The following is an 18,377-nucleotide window of genomic DNA, read 5'->3' on the forward strand; positions in this document are numbered from 1 at the left end:
AAAGTCACGCTTAGCATGTACCCGACCAAGTAAAATTATGCCCATCAAGGAGGATATAAGAAGTTCTTACGATAAACATCCGAATATCAACCATCATATGTAAGAATATCTTACGTAATTCGTTGACATAAATTCCACGCGAATCGTATAATGAGAAGCAAAATAATCGCTTTATACGTTATTAAGCACCTTCTGAAAGGAGATAGCCTTGATGGATTTGAATACGCTCGCGAGCGGATTAGATACAATTTGGGTTGTACTTAGCGCTGCGATGATTCTGCTGATGGAAGGCGGTTTCGCCTTGCTGGAAGCGGGATTCGTACGGCAAAAGAATGCCGTCAGCATCATCATGAAAGTCTTTGTCGACATTACGTTCGGCGCATTGATCTTTTTCTTCTTCGGCTTTGCGCTGATGTACGGAAAAGATGCCGGCGGGCTCATCGGAACGACCGGCTTTATGATGGGAGGAGACTTGACACACATTAACCTCACCATCACGCATGATACGTATTGGCTGTTTCAATGTGCGTTCGTCATCGCCGTCATTTCGATCGTTTCCGGCGCGGTAGCCGAACGAATCAATTTCCACGCTTATATTTTGTTCACCGTTGCCATGACCGGCTTGATTTACCCGGTTGCCGGACATTGGATTTGGGCCGTAGGCGGTTGGCTTGGCAGTCTCGGGATGATCGACTTTGCGGGCTCGGCGGTCATCCACGCCCTCGGAGGCTTTGCCGCTCTGGCCGCCGCCATCGTCATCGGACCGCGAATCGGCAAATTTACGGAGAACGGCACGGCTAACATCGTCCCTCCTTCCAATCTTCCGCTCGCATCGGTCGGAGCCTTCATCCTTTGGTTCGGCTGGTTCGGCTTCAACTCGGGCAGCACGCTCAGCGCAACCAACGGGTCCATCGGACACATCGCGGTAACGACGATGCTAGCGGCAGCCTCAGGAGGAGCGGCTTGCATCCTGTTTACGATGCTGCGCTATCGCAAATCGGACCCGCCAATGGTCATTAACGGCTCGTTGGCCGGACTGGTCGGCATCACCGCTGGCTGCGCCTTCGTCAGTGACGAGGCGGCGATTCTGATCGGCGCCGTTTGCGGCATCGCGATGGTGTTCGCGACGGAATTTCTAGAATCCAAACGGATCGACGACCCGGTCGGAGCGTTTGCCGTCCACGGAGTCAGCGGAAGTATCGGAACGCTGGCCGTCGGTTTATTCGCGCAACCGGAGTTGGCCGGGAAGGTAGGGCAAGGCTACAGCGGTTTGTTTTACGGAGGAGGGTTTTTGCTGCTTGGCGTTCAAGCGCTTGGACTAGTAACCGTCATGATTTGGGGGTTCGCGACGACTTGGATTGCTTTCAAGCTGATTAACCGACTCGTTCCTGTCCGCGTCAGCCGGGATGAAGAGCTTGTCGGTCTGGACGTCGGAATCCACGGCGTACCGGCCTACAGCCAAGAGCACGACTTTATTGAATTGAACCAATTGACGCTGGATAAAAGATAGTATTCTGCCTACGCAATCCTTTCATACCCAAGCTACAAAGAAACAGAAGAAGCCGCTCCACAAATTTCCGGAACGGCTTCTTTCCTTTACGCTCATTATTTTATTTCGAATCAAAAGCGCTGCGTAATCCGTCGCCAATGAAGTTGAAGCACATGATCGTCAGGAAGATCATAAAGCCGGGGATGAACGGATACCAAGGCGCATTGTTCAAAATCGTCAAGCTTTGAGCGCTTTGCAGCAAATTCCCCCAGCTCGCGGTAGGCGGCTGAATCCCCAGACCAAGGAAGCTGAGGCTGGACTCCGTCAAAATCATGCTGCCCATCTGCAGCGTTGCGGAGACGATGACCGGAGCGATGGCATTAGGCAGAATATGCACGAAAATAATCCGGAAATCCGACATCCCGATGGTCCGCGCCGCATCGACGAACTCGCGGTTTTTGACCGAAAGGATTTGCCCTCGCAGCAGCCTCGCCTTGGACATCCAGCCGAATGCGACGAACACAACGATAATATTGAATAAGCTCGGCTTCAGGACGGTAACGACCGTGATCAGAACGAAAAAGCTCGGAAAGGCCAGCAAAATATCGACGATCCGCATCAGAAAGCCGTCGACTTTCCCTCCGTAATAACCGGCCAATGAGCCTACGGTAATCCCGATCAGCAGGTTAAGGACAACAGAAAAAATCGCGACGGAGAGCGATACCCGGGCCCCGTAAAGCACCCGGCTGAACAAATCCCGTCCTAAATCGTCGGTCCCGAACCAGTGCTCGGCGCTCGGCGGCTTCAACCGGCTCATTAGATCCTGTTCCGCAGGATCGTGAAGTGCTATGACGGGCGCGAACAACGCGAGTACGATGAGTACCGCCATAATCCACAGGCTGACAAAGGCCAGCCGGTTAGCCTTGAATCGTTCCCAAGCCCGATTTTTCGGTTTGGCGGCGGCCGCAGGAAGCTGGGCCTTATTCGTAGTTACGGCTTCATTCATGGATTATACCTTCGCCTCGCTTTTGCTGTAGTTGACCCGGGGATCCAGGATCGCATAAGATAGGTCGGCCAAAATGCTGCCGATGACATAGAGAAAGGCAGTCAATGTCGTAACGGCGAAGATGACCGGGTAATCCCTCTGGAAAGCCGCTTCCGTGAACAGCCGGCCGATTCCGGGAATGCTGAAGATCGTCTCGACAATAACGGAGCCCGCGAAGAAGCCGGGCAGCGATAGCCCGAACAGCGTTGCCAGCGGAATCAGCCCGTTGCGCAGGCCGTGCACGGTCAATATCCGTCCGCCTCGCAGCCCTTTGGCTTTGGCTGTACGCATGTAATCCTGATTGATAACCTCCAGCATGCTGGAGCGGACATACCGGATCCAGACCGCCACTTCGGAGCATGCAATCGTAAACACCGGCAAAATCAGATGAAGCACCCGGTCCCCCAAGCCGGACGGCGCATTGATCGTCTGCAGTCCGCCCGATGGCAGCCAGCCGAGCCGAACAGCAAAGAACATCATCAACAGAAGGCCGAGCCAAAACCCGGGCAGCGAAATGCCGACGAACGTAATGCCGGACACAAGCTGATCGAGACGCGAATTCGCTTTAACCGCGCACAAAATGCCGAGCGGAATCGCTATGGCCATGGCCAGAACAAAGCTTGTGACCGTCAGCAGCAAGGTATTCGGCAGCCGGTCCCACATCAATTCCGAGACCGGCTGGCTTTTTTGAAACGAAGTGCCGAAATCCCCTTGCGCCAGGTCGCTGATCCATTTCCAATACTGAATATATAACGGTTGATCCAAGCCGTAAGCTTTGATCATATTCTCTTTATCGATGGCCTTGATCGTCGGATCGTCGACATACTGGGAGATCGGACTGCCCGGAGCCATATGGATAATGAGAAAAGAAATGATCGTAATGCCGATCAGAATCGGAATGGCGTTCAGCAAACGCCGAAGGGCATATCGGGCCACCGGATGTCACTCTTCTTTCATCATAATTTCGATCATAACGATCTACGGATTTTATTATTTCGTAAAGTACCACTTTTCGACTTCCTTCAATGCGTCGCGGTTCGGGTTAAATCCTTCGAGATTAGCCGGATAAGCCATCGTGGCGGTCGGCGAATAAATGAACGTATACGGCTGGTCTTCCGCAATCAAAGCGTCGATTTTGGCCAGCAGCTCTTTCCGTTTGTTCATGTCGAACGTGTTCAAGTCTTCGTCGATGAGCTTGTCGACCTCGGGATTTTTATAAGAAATATAGTTCGATCCCGTCTCCATCGCCGTGGAGTGCCAAATGCCTTGCGGATTCGGGTCTCCCGAGATGCTCCAGCCATGGATGAGAGCAACGAAGTTTTTACCTGTCCAGTTTTTCGTAAAGGCAGAGCCTTCTACAATCCGGGGCTGAACGCTGATGCCTACTTTTTTCAACTGCTGCTGAACAACCGTCAGCGCCTTCTCACGGACCTTGTTTCCTTGAATCGTTTGCATTTCGAATTCAAATTTTTGACCGTTTTTGTCCAAAATGCCGTCGCCGTCCGTATCTTTCCAGCCTGCATCGGCTAACAGCTTCTTCGCTTTTTCCGGATCGAACGGGAATTTCGGCACATTATCCGTAAACGACCAGTAGGAAGGAGACGTTTGGCTGTGTACGATCTTTCCTTGTCCTTCGACGATGTTGTCTACGATCCCTTGACGATCCAGCGCCATTGTGAGTGCTTGACGTACTGTTTTATCCTGGAATAACGGATTGGTCAAGTTCCAAGCGGCAAAGATATAGGAGCCTGTACCAATCCCTTTTTGCAGCTTGATTTTGCCCGACGTTTTGGCAAATTGCTCGATGGCTTGCAAATTGTCGGCCGGCACCGCAACGACGTTAATTTCTCCCGTTTGCAGTTGCGCCATCATGGCGTTGGCATCGGGAACGATCTTCGCCGTAATTTTCTCGATGGCCGGTTTGCCGCCGAAATAGCTGTCGTTGCGCACGAAGCGCAAATATTGGCCTTGCTTCCACTCTTCCAGCTTATAAGGACCAGACCCTACAGGCTGCTTGAAGAATGGAGATTTGTCCATATCTTTTACGGCAACATCCTTCAGCAAATGCTGAGGCAAAATATTATAAATCAGCATATCGATGTATCCGGCATGCGGCTCTTTGAACGTAAATTTAACGGTCGTATCGTCCGCTTTCTCGACTTTCGCCAGCTTCTCGAACGTCCCTTTGCGCGGGCCTTTATAATCCGGATTAAGCGGAATGTTATATGTAAACACCACATCGTCGACCGTTACCGGCTTGCCGTCGCTAAACTTGGCATCGTTGCGGATTTTAATCGTCATTTCCTTCTTATCTTGCGAGAACTGAGGTTGTCCGGCCGCCAGATCCGGAACGATTTCCTGTTTGTCATTGAAGTCATACAACGAGCTGAACACCAGGTCGATTACTTCGCTGGAAACCGTAGTGGTTGCCCAAAAACGGATAAAGCCTTGCGGATCCAGCAAATAAGCCGTATTGATTTCGCCGCCGTCCACCTTTTCTTTTTTGCCGCTGTTAGCTGCCGCCCCATCGGCCGGCTTTTCGTTCGTTGCGGGGGTTCCGCCTCCTCCGGACGTGCAAGCGCTCAACAATAGCGCGGTGGTCATCAACGTGGCAAGAGCGATATTTCCCGCTTTGCCGATTTTTTTGAACAACATGGCAAGTTCCCCTCTCTTTTAGATGCCTTCTGCAGGCTGTTTATACGAAATGGCACGAGGCGTAATGCCCCGGCTCCACTTCACGGAAGACAGGCTTCTCGATCCGGCAGCGCTCCGCAGCATGAGGACACCGCGGATGAAACGCACAGCCCGACGGCGGATTTGCCGCGTTCGGCACTTCTCCGCTTAAGATGATCCGCTCTCGCTTGCCATCCACATCCGGCTCGGGTACGGACGACAGCAGCGCCTGGGTATACGGATGCTTCGGGCTGCCGAACAACTGGTCCCGGCCGGCCAACTCGACAATTTGACCTAAGTACATGACCGCGACCCGATCGGAAATATGTCGGACGACGCTAAGATTGTGCGAGATGAACAAGTACGACACGTTCGTCCGCGTCTGCAGCTCCTCCAGCAAGTTGACGATCTGCGCTTGAATCGAGACATCGAGCGCCGAGACCGGCTCGTCTGCCACGATGAGCTTCGGACTTAACGCAATGGCGCGGGCAATCGCGATACGCTGCCGCTGTCCGCCGGAAAATTCATGCGGGTACATGCCGACCGCATGTGACCTTAGTCCGACCGTATCCAAGAGCTGTTCCGCCCGTTTCATCGCGTCCGACCACTTCAAGCCGCCCTGCACCACAAGCGGCTCGGCAATCGCTTTACCCACCGTGATTCTCGGATTTAACGATGCATACGGGTCCTGGAACACGCACTGCATCTCTTTCCGGATCGGCCGCAGCTGCCGTTGATTCCAGTTGCCGATCGAAGTTCCGTTAAACACGATTTCACCTTCGGTCAAATCGAGCAAGCGCAAAACCAACCGCCCGACCGTCGACTTGCCGCAGCCGGATTCGCCCACAATGCCCAGCGTTTCGCCTTTAAATACCGTAAAGCTGACATTGTCAACCGCTTTGACGGCTCCATTTTTTAAGCTGCCGCCGATGCCAAAATATTTTTTCAACCCTTTAATCTCCAGAAGCGGAGCCCCCACGTGTCGATCATCTCCCTCTAATCCGTACTAGGTCAAAATGCAGCGAACTTGATGCCCCGCTCCGATGTCCCGCAACTCAGGCTGCCGGTCGCGGCATTCTGCTTTCGCCATCGGACAGCGCTCGGCAAACCGGCACCCGGCCGGAAAAGCCCCTGCGGGCGGAACGCTTCCCGGTATCGGAACCAGCCGTTCAATAGCCCCCTGCATGCGAGGCGTCGATTGGAGCAAGCCTTTCGTGTACGGATGTCTGGCATCTGTAAACAGCGTTCTTACGTCTGCCGTCTCGACGATTTGGCCGGCATACATGACGATGACGCGCGTAGCCATCTCGGCAACAACGCCCAAGTCATGCGTGATGAACAGCACGGACATGTCGGTTTCGCGAAGCAGCTGTCGGATCAGGTCCAGCACCTGAGCCTGAATCGTCACATCCAAGGCCGTCGTCGGCTCGTCGGCAATAAGCAGCTCCGGCTTGCAGGCCATCGCCATCGCCAGCATGACACGCTGCCGCATGCCGCCCGACAGACGATGCGGATACTCCTTCCGAATCCGGGAAGGCTCCGGAAATCCGACCCGCCGCAGCCAGTCCTCCGCTATTGTAACCGCTTCCGATTTGGATACGCCAAGATGCCGGGTAATCGCTTCGGTCAACTGCTTCCCAATGGTAAGCACCGGATTCAACGAGGTCATCGGCTCCTGGAAGATCATCGCGATTTGACGTCCGCGAACGCCCGACATCTCCCGATTGCTGAGGCCGACCAAATTCCGCCCGCCGAAACGGACTTCACCGCCGGCAATCTCCCCTACCCGGGGAAGCAGCTGCATGATCGACAAGGAAGTCATGCTTTTGCCGCAACCGGATTCTCCTACGAGCGCGACCACTTCGTTCGTTCCGATTTTAAAATCGATGCCGTCGACAACGGTCAATTCCCTCTTTTTGTCTTTAATTACCGTTTTAAGCGATTTCACTTCCAAAAGTGCCTCAGACAAGGGATCACCTTCACTTCCACATTCATTGTGTCATAAAATTTCACTTCGCTGGAATTATTTCGGATGACAGCATCAAGTCCCATTATGAAGTTAATTGACCAAATTGTCATTAGAAATTTTAAAATTTTACATTTTTTTTTGAATTCTCCTTAAACACCAGTGAATTGAAAGATAAAAAAAGAGACGAAAATGTAAAACTTTTTCGTCTCTTAGGAAAATTATGTTTATTTTCAATGCTGCTGTCGAATTTTCTAGAACGCGCGAATGTCCGCCTTTTCCAGCCACGCGCCGATATCGCCGATGACCGACTCGACCGTGCCTTCCGCAAACGGCGAAAGCAGCCCCGCCACCTCCACCAGCTCGCTGAACGAACGGCTGCCGCCTTCCCGGCAAAGCCTGACGTAATCGTCCCAGGCCCGCTTGCTGTCGCTTTGCGCGTGGGACCAGAATTGGAGCGCGCAAATTTGCGCCAGCGTGTAGTCGATATAATAAAACGGCGTACGGAAAATGTGCCGCTGCTGATACCAGTACCCGCCGCGATTCAGCAAATCGTTCTCCTCCAGCGCCAAATCCGGACGATAGACCGATTCCAGCTCGCGCCACTTGGCTTTGCGCTCCGCCGGGGTCGCTTCAGGGTGCTCGTACACGAAGTGCTGGAATTCATCGACCGCGGTACCGTAAGGAATGAACAAAATAGCCTCGCTCAAATGCTTATACTTGTATTTGTCCGTATCTTCGCGGAAAAACAGCTCCATCCAAGGCCAGGCGAAAAACTCCATGCTCATCGAATGAATCTCGCACGCCTCAAGCGTCGGATGCAAGTATTCCGGCACCTCATGATGGCGGCTCATGTAATGCTGGAACGCATGTCCGGCCTCGTGCGTCAGCACGTCGACATCTCCGCTCGTTCCGTTGAAGTTTGAGAAAATAAAAGGCACCTGCTCCGCTTTGATATACGAGCAGTACCCGCCGACCGCTTTGCCGGTTTTGCTGACGAGATCCATTAATCCGCGGTCCGTCATCATCCGGAAGAAAGCGTCGGTTTCTGGCGACAGCTCGGCATACATCCGCTTGGCGTTGTCGACGATCCAATCCGCATCGCCTTTAGGCCTCGGGTTGCCCTTCGGAAAACGATACTTGGCGTCATAGTATGTTAACCGGTCCACGCCAAGCATGCGCCGCTGCTGCTCTCGGATGCGCGAAGCAAGCGGCACCAGATGCTCCCGCACCTGCTCCCGGAAAACGGCTACATCGGCCGCGTCGTAGTCCGAACGCTTCAGGCGGTCGTATCCAAGCTGAACGAAGTTCGGATAGCCGAGCTTTCGGGCGATGCTCGTCCGCACTTGGACGAGACTGTCGTAGATTTCGTCAAGGGTCGTCTCGTGCTCCGCAAAAAAAGCGTATCCCGCATCCAGTGCGCGCTTGCGCGTCTCCCGGTCGGTAGACAGCGTGTAAGGCGTGAGCTGAGCCAGATTGAGCTCGCGGCCGTCAAACGAAATCGACGCGGAGGCGGTCAGTTTAATATAGTCGGAGACAAGCTTGTTCTCCTGCCGCAGCTCGTCAATCACTTCGGGCGCGAACGTTTTCATGGTTCTCTCGGCGATCCGGAACAATTGTTGGCCCCACTGCTCTTCCAACGCCGCCCGGTAAGGCGATTCGGCCAATGCCGCATAATACTTCGACAGGAAGCCTTGATAAACCGGCGTCTGCTGGTCGAAAAAATCCTGCTCCGCTTTATAGAACGGGTCGTTCGTATCGATGGTATGCCGGATACGGGCGATCGCGGCCATCGACTCGAAATGGCTCCGAAGCTCGTTCATCCGGGTCAGAAGAGCCTGCTGCTCCTCCGGTGAACCCGCCTCGGAGAACTGCTGCAGCGATTCGTTCATCTGTTCCGTCAGTTGATCCATATCCGGGCGTTCGTATACAAAATCTTCGAACTTCCTTATCATCATCGCTTCATCCCTTTCCATGTCTATCGGCCGGATAACCGTCGACCTTCGTTAGAAACATAAGGGGGCAAGCCGTTTTTGTCAATATGCGGAAACAAAAATAAGCCTCCGACGCCAACAAACGGCGAACAGACGCTTTATACTGTCACGATTGTTTTCTTGGTTTAATCCAGCGCTCTCGACAACTCTTCGCTGACGGCCACCAAATCGTTCGGTTCACTTTCATTCAAAATGGCGCGGGCCTGCTCAATCTCCAGTCGCAGCACGCGAATTTGTTCCATAGGCTTTTTGACGTAGTGAATATATTCGACGGCCAGATGATGATCCGGCTTTTTCCCTGCAAATAATCGCCGAAAAGCTGACATCATTTGATAGCTTCGTTCTTCCATCATCCGCTTTTTCTCGTAACGTTCGATGGTTTGTTCCAGCTCGGCCAGCTGCTCTTCCTTACGAGCGATATACGCTTCAAGAAAAGGATACACTTCCGCCGCTTTCCGCTGGTTCGTCCTTACTGAACCCCCTGATGGCACAGCATTCAACATAAAACTTCACCTATCCTATGATGTTAGATATAATCACATTATTAGTATCAGTTTACACCAAAATCCGCGCTTTGAAAATAACGAATTTCGTACTGACTCCCATCAAGCGAAAAGAGGAAGCCTCGAAATTTTCATTCGGGCTTCCTCCTTGGATCTGCTTATTTCCTTATTGTCTTGCCGATTCGCTGGCGCTCTCGCTCGGGTTGTTTTGAGCCGCCTGCTTCACGTTATTTGCCACAACCTCTTCGGAAAATTCCGTATCGGTCTTCAGGTTTTTATTGAGATTTAAATTAAAATTTTGATTTTTATTTTTAGCCATCGCCATCACCTCCCCTGACATCCTTTATTATGGATATCATGGAGGGATGTTATGCTTAGAAAATTTTTAAAACAGCAGCTCGCTTTTCAGTTGGTTCCAGAGCGCTTCGTTAATTTTTCCGTCGCCCTTTTTGACCACGAAGACATTCAACGTTTTTTTGCCCCACTCTTTATACACCTGATCCTTCGTCTCGAAATACAAGTCAATCCGGTTGCCTTTGATGGCACTACCCGTATCCGCGACAATCCCGTAGCCGTAGCCGGGAATGTACAGCACCGTTCCGATCGGAAACACCTTCGGATCTGCGGCGATCGTGGAGAACGATTCGACGTCCCGGGTAACCTTCATTCCGGAAAACGTGACTCCGTATTCGGGATGCCCGGGGTTTTTGCCAGTCGACTCCCGTCCGGCATAGTATCCGGTTGCCGTCACCTCGACGGCTTTATAGTTGGATAAATCTTGTCCCTTGTGGGGAAACAGCTTGTAATTCATCGTCCGGCGGCCGCTTGCGGCAGATACGGGCTGGGAGTCGGGCTGCTTAACCTCCGGCTTGTTGACACCGGGCGAATGCAAGGATACGGGTAAAGCGGCGATCGGCAGCTCATTGTTCGGCGCGGTAGACCGCTTGTAATCCTGTTGTTTTTCAAACCATATCAAGAAGGACAGCATCAACAAGATGAACAAGATCCATTTGGCATGGCTTGCGGTTTTTGGTAGCATATGCTTGGTTTAAACCTCCCCTTATTAGAAGAGGCTCTCCAACATTCGCAAGATCTATACACGGTCCCTATGCCGTCGCAAGCCAAGCTGATTATAAAATTTTGTTTAACTATTGGCGGCCGAACGATACGTTTTGTATTATTTTCATAAAAGGAGGGATCGCAATATGGGAAGCTTGCGGTTCAAACAATTAGATTCGTTAAGAGGTTTGGCAGCGCTTACAGTTTTATTTCATCATCTCTTGCTGGCTATGCCGCAAAAGAATGCATTGACCACATTTCTTGAAGTCACGCCTGCCAGATTGTTTGTCAACGGGCATGGGGCGGTCATTTTATTTTTTCTGCTCAGCGGATTCGTGTTGTCGCTGCCGGTTTTGAACGGAAATTCACCCCCTTATTTTTCATTCCTTATTAAAAGATTGTTCCGAATTTATGTTCCTTATTTAGTTACAATTTGTATCATAATTTATATTGCCATTGTTTTATATCAAGGTATTTTGCCTGAATTCAATTCCTTTATCAACCAATCGTGGAAGAACGCTTCCGATCCCTCGTTAATCGCGGAGCATATTTTATTCATCGGTAACCCTCATACGATATCTTATAATCCTGTGATCTGGACACTCATTCACGAGCTGCGCATCTCGATCGTCTTTCCGTTCATTGTCCTCATGGTCAAAAACTTCAAACCCCTCGTCTCTCTGATCGTTTGCTTGCTCCTTACTTTCATTGCCGGATTGGATGGAATGTTATTTAAGCTTCCAAGCAATGGATACCATTCAAGCTACTTTGATTCCTTGCATTATTTATCGCTCTTCATCATCGGTTCGTTAATTGCCAAGCATAGAAAGCAATTGATGGATATGTACCGTCATTCAAAGGCTTCCTTGAAATGGACCGTGTTGATCTCCGCATTGCTCTTTTATAATTATTCGGAAGTGCTAAATAAGGATTTCTTCAAAAGGCTGTTCGATACGCCCTATAATTTTTACTTATCCGAGTACGGCATTGCCGTGGGCGCATCCGTGTTCATCGTTGCTTCGCTCGCTTCTTCCAAATTTTCCGACTGGTTAACACATCCCGTGCTCGTCTTCCTGGGCAAAATATCGTACAGCTTATATTTAACTCATCTGGTGGTGATGTTGACGCTTGCTCACGCTTTGCACGGGCGATTGTCCAATTCCATGATCCTGTCCCTATCCTTTATAGGAGCGCTCATTGTAGCGGCAGTTTGCTGGTTTATGATCGAGCGGCCTTCCATGCAGCTGGGAAAATATTTAACGCGAAATAAGCAAGCCACAAGCAATCAACCTACAAGCCCGCTTTAAAAACTGCTTCCCTTGGTCAAAGTGCAAAGAGCCTGCCCCCTTCACAACAAGGAGCAGGCTTTCTGCAAATCCTATCGTATAGCAGCTTACGCTTGCTTGGTCCGAATGTCTTCCCGGATCATCTCGATGACGCTATCTACGCTGTGTGCGCCGAGGTCGCCTTGACCGCGCTTGCGGACGGAAGCGCCGGACGCTTGCACCTCATTTTCGCCGACAACGAGCATGTACGGAATTTTCTCAAGCTGCGCTTCGCGAATTTTATATCCGAGCTTCTCGTTGCGCAGATCGGCTTCGACCCGGATACCGGCGTTTTGCAGCTTCGCTTCGACTTCTTTGGCGTATTCGTCGAAGTTGCCGGAGACGGGAAGCACCTTCGCCTGGACCGGACACAGCCATGTCGGCAGCGCGCCGGCAAAGTTTTCGAGCAGGAAAGCGGTCATCCGTTCCATGGTCGAAATAATGCCGCGGTGAATAACGACCGGACGATGCTTCTGGCCGTCGGTTCCGATGTACTCTAATTGGAAGCGCTCCGGCAGCAGGAAGTCGAGCTGCGCGGTCGACAGCGTCTCTTCTTTCTTGAGCGCGGTCTTGATCTGCACGTCCAGCTTCGGACCGTAGAAGGCCGCCTCGCCTTCCGCTTCGAAGAACGGCAGACCGAGCTCCTCGACCACCTCGCGAAGCATCCGCTGCGACATTTCCCACATTTCGTCGTTTTGGAAATATTTCTCCGTATCTTTCGGATCACGGTACGACAGACGGAAACGGTATTCCTTAATGCCGAAGTCCTCGTACACTTGACGGATCAGGTTCACGACGCGCGCGAACTCTTCCTTGATTTGATCCGGGCGGCAGAAAATATGCGCGTCATTGAGCGTCATCGCGCGCACGCGGTGCAGGCCGGTAAGCGCTCCGGACATCTCGTAGCGGTGCATCGTTCCGAGCTCGGCGATCCGCACCGGCAGGTCGCGGTAGCTGCGCATGTCGCTCTTGTACACCATCATATGGTGCGGGCAGTTCATCGGGCGCAGCACAAGCTCTTCGTTGTCCAGTTCCATCTTAGGGAACATGTCTTCCTGATAATGCTCCCAGTGGCCGCTCGTTTTGTACAATTCCACGTTGGCAAGCACCGGCGTGTAGACGTGCTGGTAGCCGAGACGCTCCTCCAGATCGACGATATAACGCTCCAGGGTGCGTCGTACTTTGGCGCCGTGCGGCAGCCAGATCGGAAGGCCTTGGCCAACTTCGCTGGAGAAGGTGAACATTTTCAGCTCTTTGCCGAGCTTGCGGTGGTCGCGTTTTTTCGCTTCCTCCAACAAGTGCAAATGCTCGTCCAGCTCCGATTTTTTCGGGAACGCCGTGCCGTAGATGCGCTGCAGCATTTTATTCTTGGAATCGCCGCGCCAGTAAGCGCCCGCTACGCTGAGCAGCTTGAACGCTTTGATCCGTCCGGTGGACGGAAGGTGCGGTCCGCGGCACAGGTCAAAAAATTCGCCTTGGTCATAAATCGTAATGACCGAATCTTCCGGAAGGTCGCGGATCAACTCCAGCTTAAGCGGGTCCTCCAGCTCGCCGAAAATGCCCAGCGCTTCCTCGCGGCTGACCACCCGGCGGCGGATCGGCAAGTTTTCCTGAACGATGCGCTCCATTTCTTTCTCGATTTTGCTCAGATCTTCCGGGGTGATCGACGTTTCCATATCGATATCGTAGTAGAACCCGTCTTCGATCACCGGTCCGATGCCGAGCTTGACGCTTTTATTGCCGTACAGCCGTTTAATGGCCTGCGCCATCAAATGCGCCGTGCTGTGACGGTATACCTCCAGACCTTCTTCGCTGTCCAGCGTAACGATTTGCAGCGCGGCGTCTTCTTGCAGCGGCGTGCTCAAGTCGACCAGCTTTCCGTTGAGTTTGCCTACGACGGCATTTTTTTTCAGCCCCGAGCTGATCGAGCCTGCGATCTCTTCCACCGTCGTTCCCTGCGGATATTCCTTCACCGCTCCGTCGGGGAAAGTTACTTTTACAGCCATGTCCACTACCTCCAATAATTGTAGAAAATACAAAAAGCGTATCATCCCGAAAGGGACGAGTACGCTTAGCTCGTGGTTCCACCCTAATTCAATCCGCAGCTCATCAGTTGAACAAAAAGAACATGCTGCGAATCCTCAACTCATTCGGTAACGGGAATGATCCGGCGATTTATACTGCGCGTCTCCACCCGCTGGTCTTATCGGCGAGGGCGACGTTTTCCAAATCACGGCTACAAAGGGGTAACCGATTGACGTTCGCTGAAGGGGATTGCAGCCGGGTGTCCCCTCTCTCTGGACAGCACTTCAACCGATCGTGTCTTCGATCTTTGCCTTACCCCTTATTATATTCAGCCGCCGTCGAGCGGTCAAGGTTTTGGCATAGCCGACAGTAGCCGCACAGTTCCACACGATTTTCAAAAATTTGCCGAATCGTCTTGATCACCTGCAAATCCGGCTCGCGGGTGTGGATATAGATCTGCTGCGGAGATACCGTAATCAGCGTGCTGACAATCATATCCTCGAAATTCATATCTTTCTCGAGCGTTTCTACCGTTACGACGGCATCCGCATCGTTCGTTTCGATCTTCTCCAGATGCTCGCCAAGCAGCATAAATTCATTGCCGCCTTTGTGAATAAGGTGAACGAACGGAATTTTCGCTTCCTGAATATAGACGAAATATTGCAGCAGGGAAATGAATTCGCGATACTGCCGGTCCATGACGAATTCGTCGACGGCATATTCGACAACTTCGCGGAGCTCGTTCAAGTAATCCGGCGCCCGGAAGCGCAGAAAGCCGTCCAAATTCAGTTCCGTATGCTCTTCGATGTATTCGGTAAGCAGGACGGTCAGCTTGTTTTTCCGCCGCAGATACGCTTCACTCTTGTCCGATTTGACCGCCGCCGAATCGTTCCGCTCCCCCAGCATTTGGCTGCAATAGCCTAGGATGCTGTCCGTCTCTTCGTCCTGCTTGTAATGAAACTCATGACGGATCATATGACGCAGCAGGCGCTGCTCTTCTTCCGCCAATAAATAGTCCGCCAGGGCGCCGGCCGCCGCTTCATAAAGTGCGTGACCGTCGGCCTGCAGCTGAAAAGCCGGCATAACCGCGCTCACTTCGACTCGCTGCAGACCGTTCCGCCGGTCCAGAACGATCCGGATCTTGTTCTCCTTATGTAGCCGTTCGCCGAAAAGCTCGACAAGACGCAAAAGCCGGTCAGCCTGAGCTTCGGAGCGTTTCACCATTACGATCGTCAACAGCTTCATCCAGGGTCACACTCTCCTTTCGGGCCTTACGATTCCTTTAAAGTATATGGCTGGACCTTCGCAGATATACAAAGTACAGACACCCGGGACGTAGCAATAACTGTGAGGAGAATTGATGAGGTATCTCTTTATCGTGATACCAATTGTATTTTTTGACACATTTATGATACAATATGTATCAATCACAAAATACGATCCTGGGAGGTTTGCTATGCAGCATCTTCGCCAAAGGTTCAAATCGCCGGCTGCGGACAAGCTGGTTCGTCTGCACAAAAATATTTACCTTAACCGCAACGACCCCAAGTATCACGAAAAGGTGATCACTTATCTCGATCCGCACTCCCCCGAGGCGCATTACAAGCTGGGGCAATATTTCGAGAACAACGGCAATATCGGTAAAGCGCTGCAGCATTATAAAGAAGCGATGAGCACGTATCCTTCGCCGTATTATTTTCCCGCTTCCGGCTCGATCCGGCGGCTGACGAAGGAGAAAACTCCCGCTGTCCCCGGACCTCAAGCCGCTATAAGTGCAAGCTCGAGTTCTCCAGGTACGAAAAGAAAAAGTGCTGCCTACGGCTTAAAAATGCTGCTGCTGGTGCTTCTGTTCATCAACGTGCTGCTGCTGGCCCTGCTGTACGGACCGACCGCCGTTTCTAAGGTCGTGTCGGCGTTTATGCCTTGGAGCGTCGGGAAAGAAGTCACGTATGAAAGCGTCGAAACCGCTTACGTCCTGCATTTTCCTTACGGAGAGCCGCAGAAGGCTGTAGAGGAGGCGCTTCATAAGAAAGCGCTGCAGCTTGCAAACGATCATCCGAAGCAAACGATCGTCCTGTACGGCATCGCCTCCGGCGTTCGAAACGCGGATAATCAAGCGGCGCCGCTGAGCGACGAGCAGCTTAAGGCCAAGGCATTTGTCTTGGCGGAATACAATCCGGCCGTCGATACTTCGGTCAAAATCCGGTTCCTTCACCCGGAATTTCAAAAGCTCCGGACGACGGCCGGAGCCCAATTGATCCGGACGGCGCTTGACGCTTACGCTGCGGATCACGGATCGCCCCCCTCCTCCATCGAACAGCTGTTTCAGCCTTATCCCAATAACTATGCCAGCTATATGCCTATAGAAACGATTACCGGTTCGGCTCATGTCCGAACCGTTTTTGATGGGAGCGGCGGATGGGTTTACGATGCCCGTGCCCAAGACCCCGCGCGCAGGTTTTATCCGAATGTCGCGTGGGTGGGTGCATCCGGGGCGGCAACCGCCTCCGCCAGCCTTCCTTTCGAACCGGTCACGGTCACGATCGACAAAAGCGCTCACTTGCTCCGGCTGAACGCCGGCCCGGTGGTGCTAGCGGAGCTGTCGGTCGGATTGGGTGCCGACGGCCGAACTCCCGACGGCGCCTTGACCGTCCTGGAGCGGGTCCGTGAGCCGCAAGGGAGCCGCCCAGGGGTGTACGGCACCGCTGCCTTGGGGATGGGCGAGATCGCCATTCACGGCACCACGGACGCAGCATCGATCGGCGCGAACCGGTCGCTCGGCTGCATCCGGCTGACGAACGAGGCGATGTCCGCTCTGTACCCGCTTGTGCCGCGGGGCTCGCGGGTCGTCATCGGCAGCGGTACGGGCGGAAGCGGCGGCGCCCCGGTTCTAGTCCAGCCGGAGCTGCTGCTTCCGGGCAAGGACGGCTTGGGCCGCGGAGCCGAGGAGAAGGCCAAGCACCGTGTCTTCCAGTGGTTAGGCTAAGCGTTGGCGCGAGCCGTGCATAAACATACGCAAAAAGACGCCTTCCTTCGAGCCTGAGATGGTTCGAAGAGCAAGCGTCTTTGATTTTGTGCTAATTTTGCATAATGAAGTCTTTATGCACCTGAGCCGTTTCGTCGTCGAAGCGGCGCAGAATCTCATAGCGTGTATTGCGCTGCGCAGGAATTTTGCCCGCTTCCCGAATGAGCTGCAGCGTCGATCCGATGTTCACCTTGTGTGTCGTCCCTGCCGCGGATACGACGTTTTCTTCGATCATCGTCGAGCCGAAATCGTTGCAGCCGTAATGCAGCGACTGTTTGCCGACTTCCGGTCCCATCGTCACCCAGGACGACTGGAAGTTCTTAATGTTGTCGAGCATGATGCGGCTGATCGCAACGTTTTTAAGGTAATCTTGCGGCCCCAGCTTCTCCGCCTTCAGATTCGTGTTGTCCGGTTGGAACGTCCAAGAGATGAAGGCCAGGAAGCCAGCCGTATTGTAGCCGTTAGCGATGCATTCATCCTGCGCGTCGCGGATGCGAAGCAGGTGCAGCGCGCGTTCCTCGATCGTCTCGCCAAAGCCGATCACCATCGTCCCGGTCGTGTTCATACCGACTTTGTGGGCCGTTTGCATGACATCCATCCAGTCGCGCCACGAGCCTTTCAGACGGCTGATTTTGCGGCGGGTGCGGTCGTCGAGAATTTCCGCGCCGCCCCCGGGCAGCGAATCCAGCCCGGCTTCGTGAATGGCCCGGATCACTTCCTCCAGAGACAGGCCGTTTGATACTTCTTTCATTTTCATAATCTCGGCCGGGGAGAACGAGTGCATCGTAATGTTCGGGAACCGCTGCTTGATTTCTTTCAGCAGATCGGTGTAATAGCTGAAAGGCAGGTTCGGGTTCGTGCCCCCCTGCATCAAAATTTCGGTTCCTTCCACGTCGATCGTTTCCTGTATCTTTTGAAAAATCACCTCGTTCGGCAGCACGTAGCCTTCTGCCGAGCCCGGTGCGCGGTAGAAGGCGCAAAAACGGCAGTACACATCGCAAATGTTCGTATAATTGACATTCCGGCCGATCACGAAAGTCGTAACCGGCTCCGGATGATGCCGCAGCATAATTTGGTTGGCCACATGGCCCATTTTTTCGATTTCGTCCGATTCATAGAGCGCCATACAGTCTTCCAGACTGATCCGGTTTCCCGCCAGCGCGCTATCCAATATCCGGTCGATGGAACTCATCGCTTTCATCTCCTTTATGCTCTCATCCTACCATAAAATACTCCGCTCCTGCCATACTAAAAGACCGCCATTTTCCGAGGA

15 protein-coding genes are annotated in these 18,377 nt (G+C 52.7%); 3 read left to right on the forward strand and 12 right to left on the reverse strand.

The window, feature by feature from the left end; all coding sequences use genetic code 11:
• The first annotated feature begins 211 nt into the window (after positions 1-211).
• Positions 212-1,510: an ammonium transporter gene (locus NI000_RS04965; protein ID WP_253408290.1), complete on the forward strand. Its 1,299-nt coding sequence runs from the start codon at positions 212-214 to the stop codon at positions 1,508-1,510.
• A 100-nt stretch (positions 1,511-1,610) separates the two neighbouring features.
• Here NI000_RS04965 and opp4C read toward each other — a convergent pair whose 3' ends face one another.
• From opp4C to NI000_RS05010, 9 genes are all read right to left on the reverse strand, one after another.
• On the reverse strand, positions 1,611-2,495 hold the full coding sequence (gene opp4C, locus NI000_RS04970) for an oligopeptide ABC transporter permease (protein WP_253408292.1): 885 nt from the start codon (positions 2,493-2,495) through the stop codon (positions 1,611-1,613).
• A 3-nt stretch (positions 2,496-2,498) separates the two neighbouring features.
• Positions 2,499-3,470, reverse strand: a complete 972-nt coding sequence (locus NI000_RS04975; RefSeq protein ID WP_253408294.1) for an ABC transporter permease — start codon at positions 3,468-3,470, stop codon at positions 2,499-2,501.
• Between the two features lie 54 nt (positions 3,471-3,524).
• Entirely contained in the window at positions 3,525-5,189 is a 1,665-nt protein-coding gene (locus NI000_RS04980) for a peptide-binding protein (RefSeq protein WP_253408296.1), read from the reverse strand.
• Between the two features lie 40 nt (positions 5,190-5,229).
• Positions 5,230-6,186, reverse strand: coding sequence for an ABC transporter ATP-binding protein (locus NI000_RS04985; protein ID WP_253408298.1), 957 nt, complete (start codon positions 6,184-6,186; stop codon positions 5,230-5,232).
• A gap of 27 nt (positions 6,187-6,213) precedes the next feature.
• Positions 6,214-7,161, reverse strand: coding sequence for an ABC transporter ATP-binding protein (locus NI000_RS04990; RefSeq protein WP_301292348.1), 948 nt, complete (start codon positions 7,159-7,161; stop codon positions 6,214-6,216).
• A gap of 266 nt (positions 7,162-7,427) precedes the next feature.
• Positions 7,428-9,128, reverse strand: coding sequence for a M3 family oligoendopeptidase (locus tag NI000_RS04995; protein ID WP_253408301.1), 1,701 nt, complete (start codon positions 9,126-9,128; stop codon positions 7,428-7,430).
• 164 nt (positions 9,129-9,292) lie between these two features.
• Positions 9,293-9,610, reverse strand: a complete 318-nt coding sequence (locus NI000_RS05000) for a hypothetical protein (protein ID WP_253408303.1) — start codon at positions 9,608-9,610, stop codon at positions 9,293-9,295.
• 226 nt (positions 9,611-9,836) lie between these two features.
• On the reverse strand, positions 9,837-9,989 hold the full coding sequence (locus NI000_RS05005) for a hypothetical protein (RefSeq protein ID WP_253408305.1): 153 nt from the start codon (positions 9,987-9,989) through the stop codon (positions 9,837-9,839).
• A gap of 66 nt (positions 9,990-10,055) precedes the next feature.
• Positions 10,056-10,709, reverse strand: a complete 654-nt coding sequence (locus tag NI000_RS05010) for a 3D domain-containing protein (protein ID WP_253408307.1) — start codon at positions 10,707-10,709, stop codon at positions 10,056-10,058.
• A 166-nt stretch (positions 10,710-10,875) separates the two neighbouring features.
• On the opposite strand from NI000_RS05010, the gene NI000_RS05015 reads away from it, so the two are divergent.
• Positions 10,876-12,036, forward strand: a complete 1,161-nt coding sequence (locus tag NI000_RS05015) for an acyltransferase family protein (protein WP_253408308.1) — start codon at positions 10,876-10,878, stop codon at positions 12,034-12,036.
• An 86-nt stretch (positions 12,037-12,122) separates the two neighbouring features.
• Here NI000_RS05015 and thrS read toward each other — a convergent pair whose 3' ends face one another.
• Together thrS and ytxC are read right to left on the reverse strand one after the other, a co-directional pair.
• Entirely contained in the window at positions 12,123-14,060 is a 1,938-nt protein-coding gene (thrS, locus tag NI000_RS05020; RefSeq protein ID WP_253408310.1) for a threonine--tRNA ligase, read from the reverse strand.
• Between the two features lie 331 nt (positions 14,061-14,391).
• The gene (gene ytxC, locus NI000_RS05025) at positions 14,392-15,324 is read right to left on the reverse strand and encodes a putative sporulation protein YtxC (protein WP_253408312.1); all 933 of its coding nucleotides are present in this window, start codon (positions 15,322-15,324) and stop codon (positions 14,392-14,394) included.
• Positions 15,325-15,535: 211 nt separating this feature from the next.
• On the opposite strand from ytxC, the gene NI000_RS05030 reads away from it, so the two are divergent.
• Positions 15,536-17,065 (forward strand): L,D-transpeptidase family protein, encoded by a 1,530-nt coding sequence (locus NI000_RS05030; protein WP_253408314.1) that lies wholly within the window; start codon positions 15,536-15,538, stop codon positions 17,063-17,065.
• A 91-nt stretch (positions 17,066-17,156) separates the two neighbouring features.
• Here the strand turns inward: NI000_RS05030 and mqnC are convergent, their stop codons facing one another.
• Complete coding sequence (mqnC, locus tag NI000_RS05035; protein WP_253408316.1) at positions 17,157-18,296, reverse strand: cyclic dehypoxanthinyl futalosine synthase; 1,140 nt, start codon at positions 18,294-18,296, stop codon at positions 17,157-17,159.
• Between the last annotated feature and the right edge of the window lie 81 nt (positions 18,297-18,377).

The organism is Paenibacillus tyrphae (assembly GCF_024158745.1).
In the GTDB taxonomy this organism is placed as follows: domain Bacteria; phylum Bacillota; class Bacilli; order Paenibacillales; family NBRC-103111; genus Paenibacillus_G; species Paenibacillus_G tyrfis_A.

What these genes read in the sequence shown, in the direction of transcription:
- NI000_RS05010 (WP_253408307.1), bottom strand. Translation starts at nt 10,709, where the DNA reads ATGCTACCAAAAACCGCAAGCCATGCCAAATGGATCTTGTTCATCTTG.
- thrS (WP_253408310.1), bottom strand. Translation starts at nt 14,060, where the DNA reads ATGGCTGTAAAAGTAACTTTCCCCGACGGAGCGGTGAAGGAATATCCG.
- NI000_RS04980 (WP_253408296.1), bottom strand. Translation starts at nt 5,189, where the DNA reads ATGTTGTTCAAAAAAATCGGCAAAGCGGGAAATATCGCTCTTGCCACG.
- opp4C (WP_253408292.1), bottom strand. Translation starts at nt 2,495, where the DNA reads ATGAATGAAGCCGTAACTACGAATAAGGCCCAGCTTCCTGCGGCCGCC.
- NI000_RS05005 (WP_253408305.1), bottom strand. Translation starts at nt 9,989, where the DNA reads ATGGCTAAAAATAAAAATCAAAATTTTAATTTAAATCTCAATAAAAAC.
- NI000_RS05015 (WP_253408308.1), top strand. Translation starts at nt 10,876, where the DNA reads ATGGGAAGCTTGCGGTTCAAACAATTAGATTCGTTAAGAGGTTTGGCA.
- ytxC (WP_253408312.1), bottom strand. Translation starts at nt 15,324, where the DNA reads ATGAAGCTGTTGACGATCGTAATGGTGAAACGCTCCGAAGCTCAGGCT.
- mqnC (WP_253408316.1), bottom strand. Translation starts at nt 18,296, where the DNA reads ATGAGTTCCATCGACCGGATATTGGATAGCGCGCTGGCGGGAAACCGG.
- NI000_RS04995 (WP_253408301.1), bottom strand. Translation starts at nt 9,128, where the DNA reads ATGATAAGGAAGTTCGAAGATTTTGTATACGAACGCCCGGATATGGAT.
- NI000_RS04965 (WP_253408290.1), top strand. Translation starts at nt 212, where the DNA reads ATGGATTTGAATACGCTCGCGAGCGGATTAGATACAATTTGGGTTGTA.
- NI000_RS05030 (WP_253408314.1), top strand. Translation starts at nt 15,536, where the DNA reads ATGCAGCATCTTCGCCAAAGGTTCAAATCGCCGGCTGCGGACAAGCTG.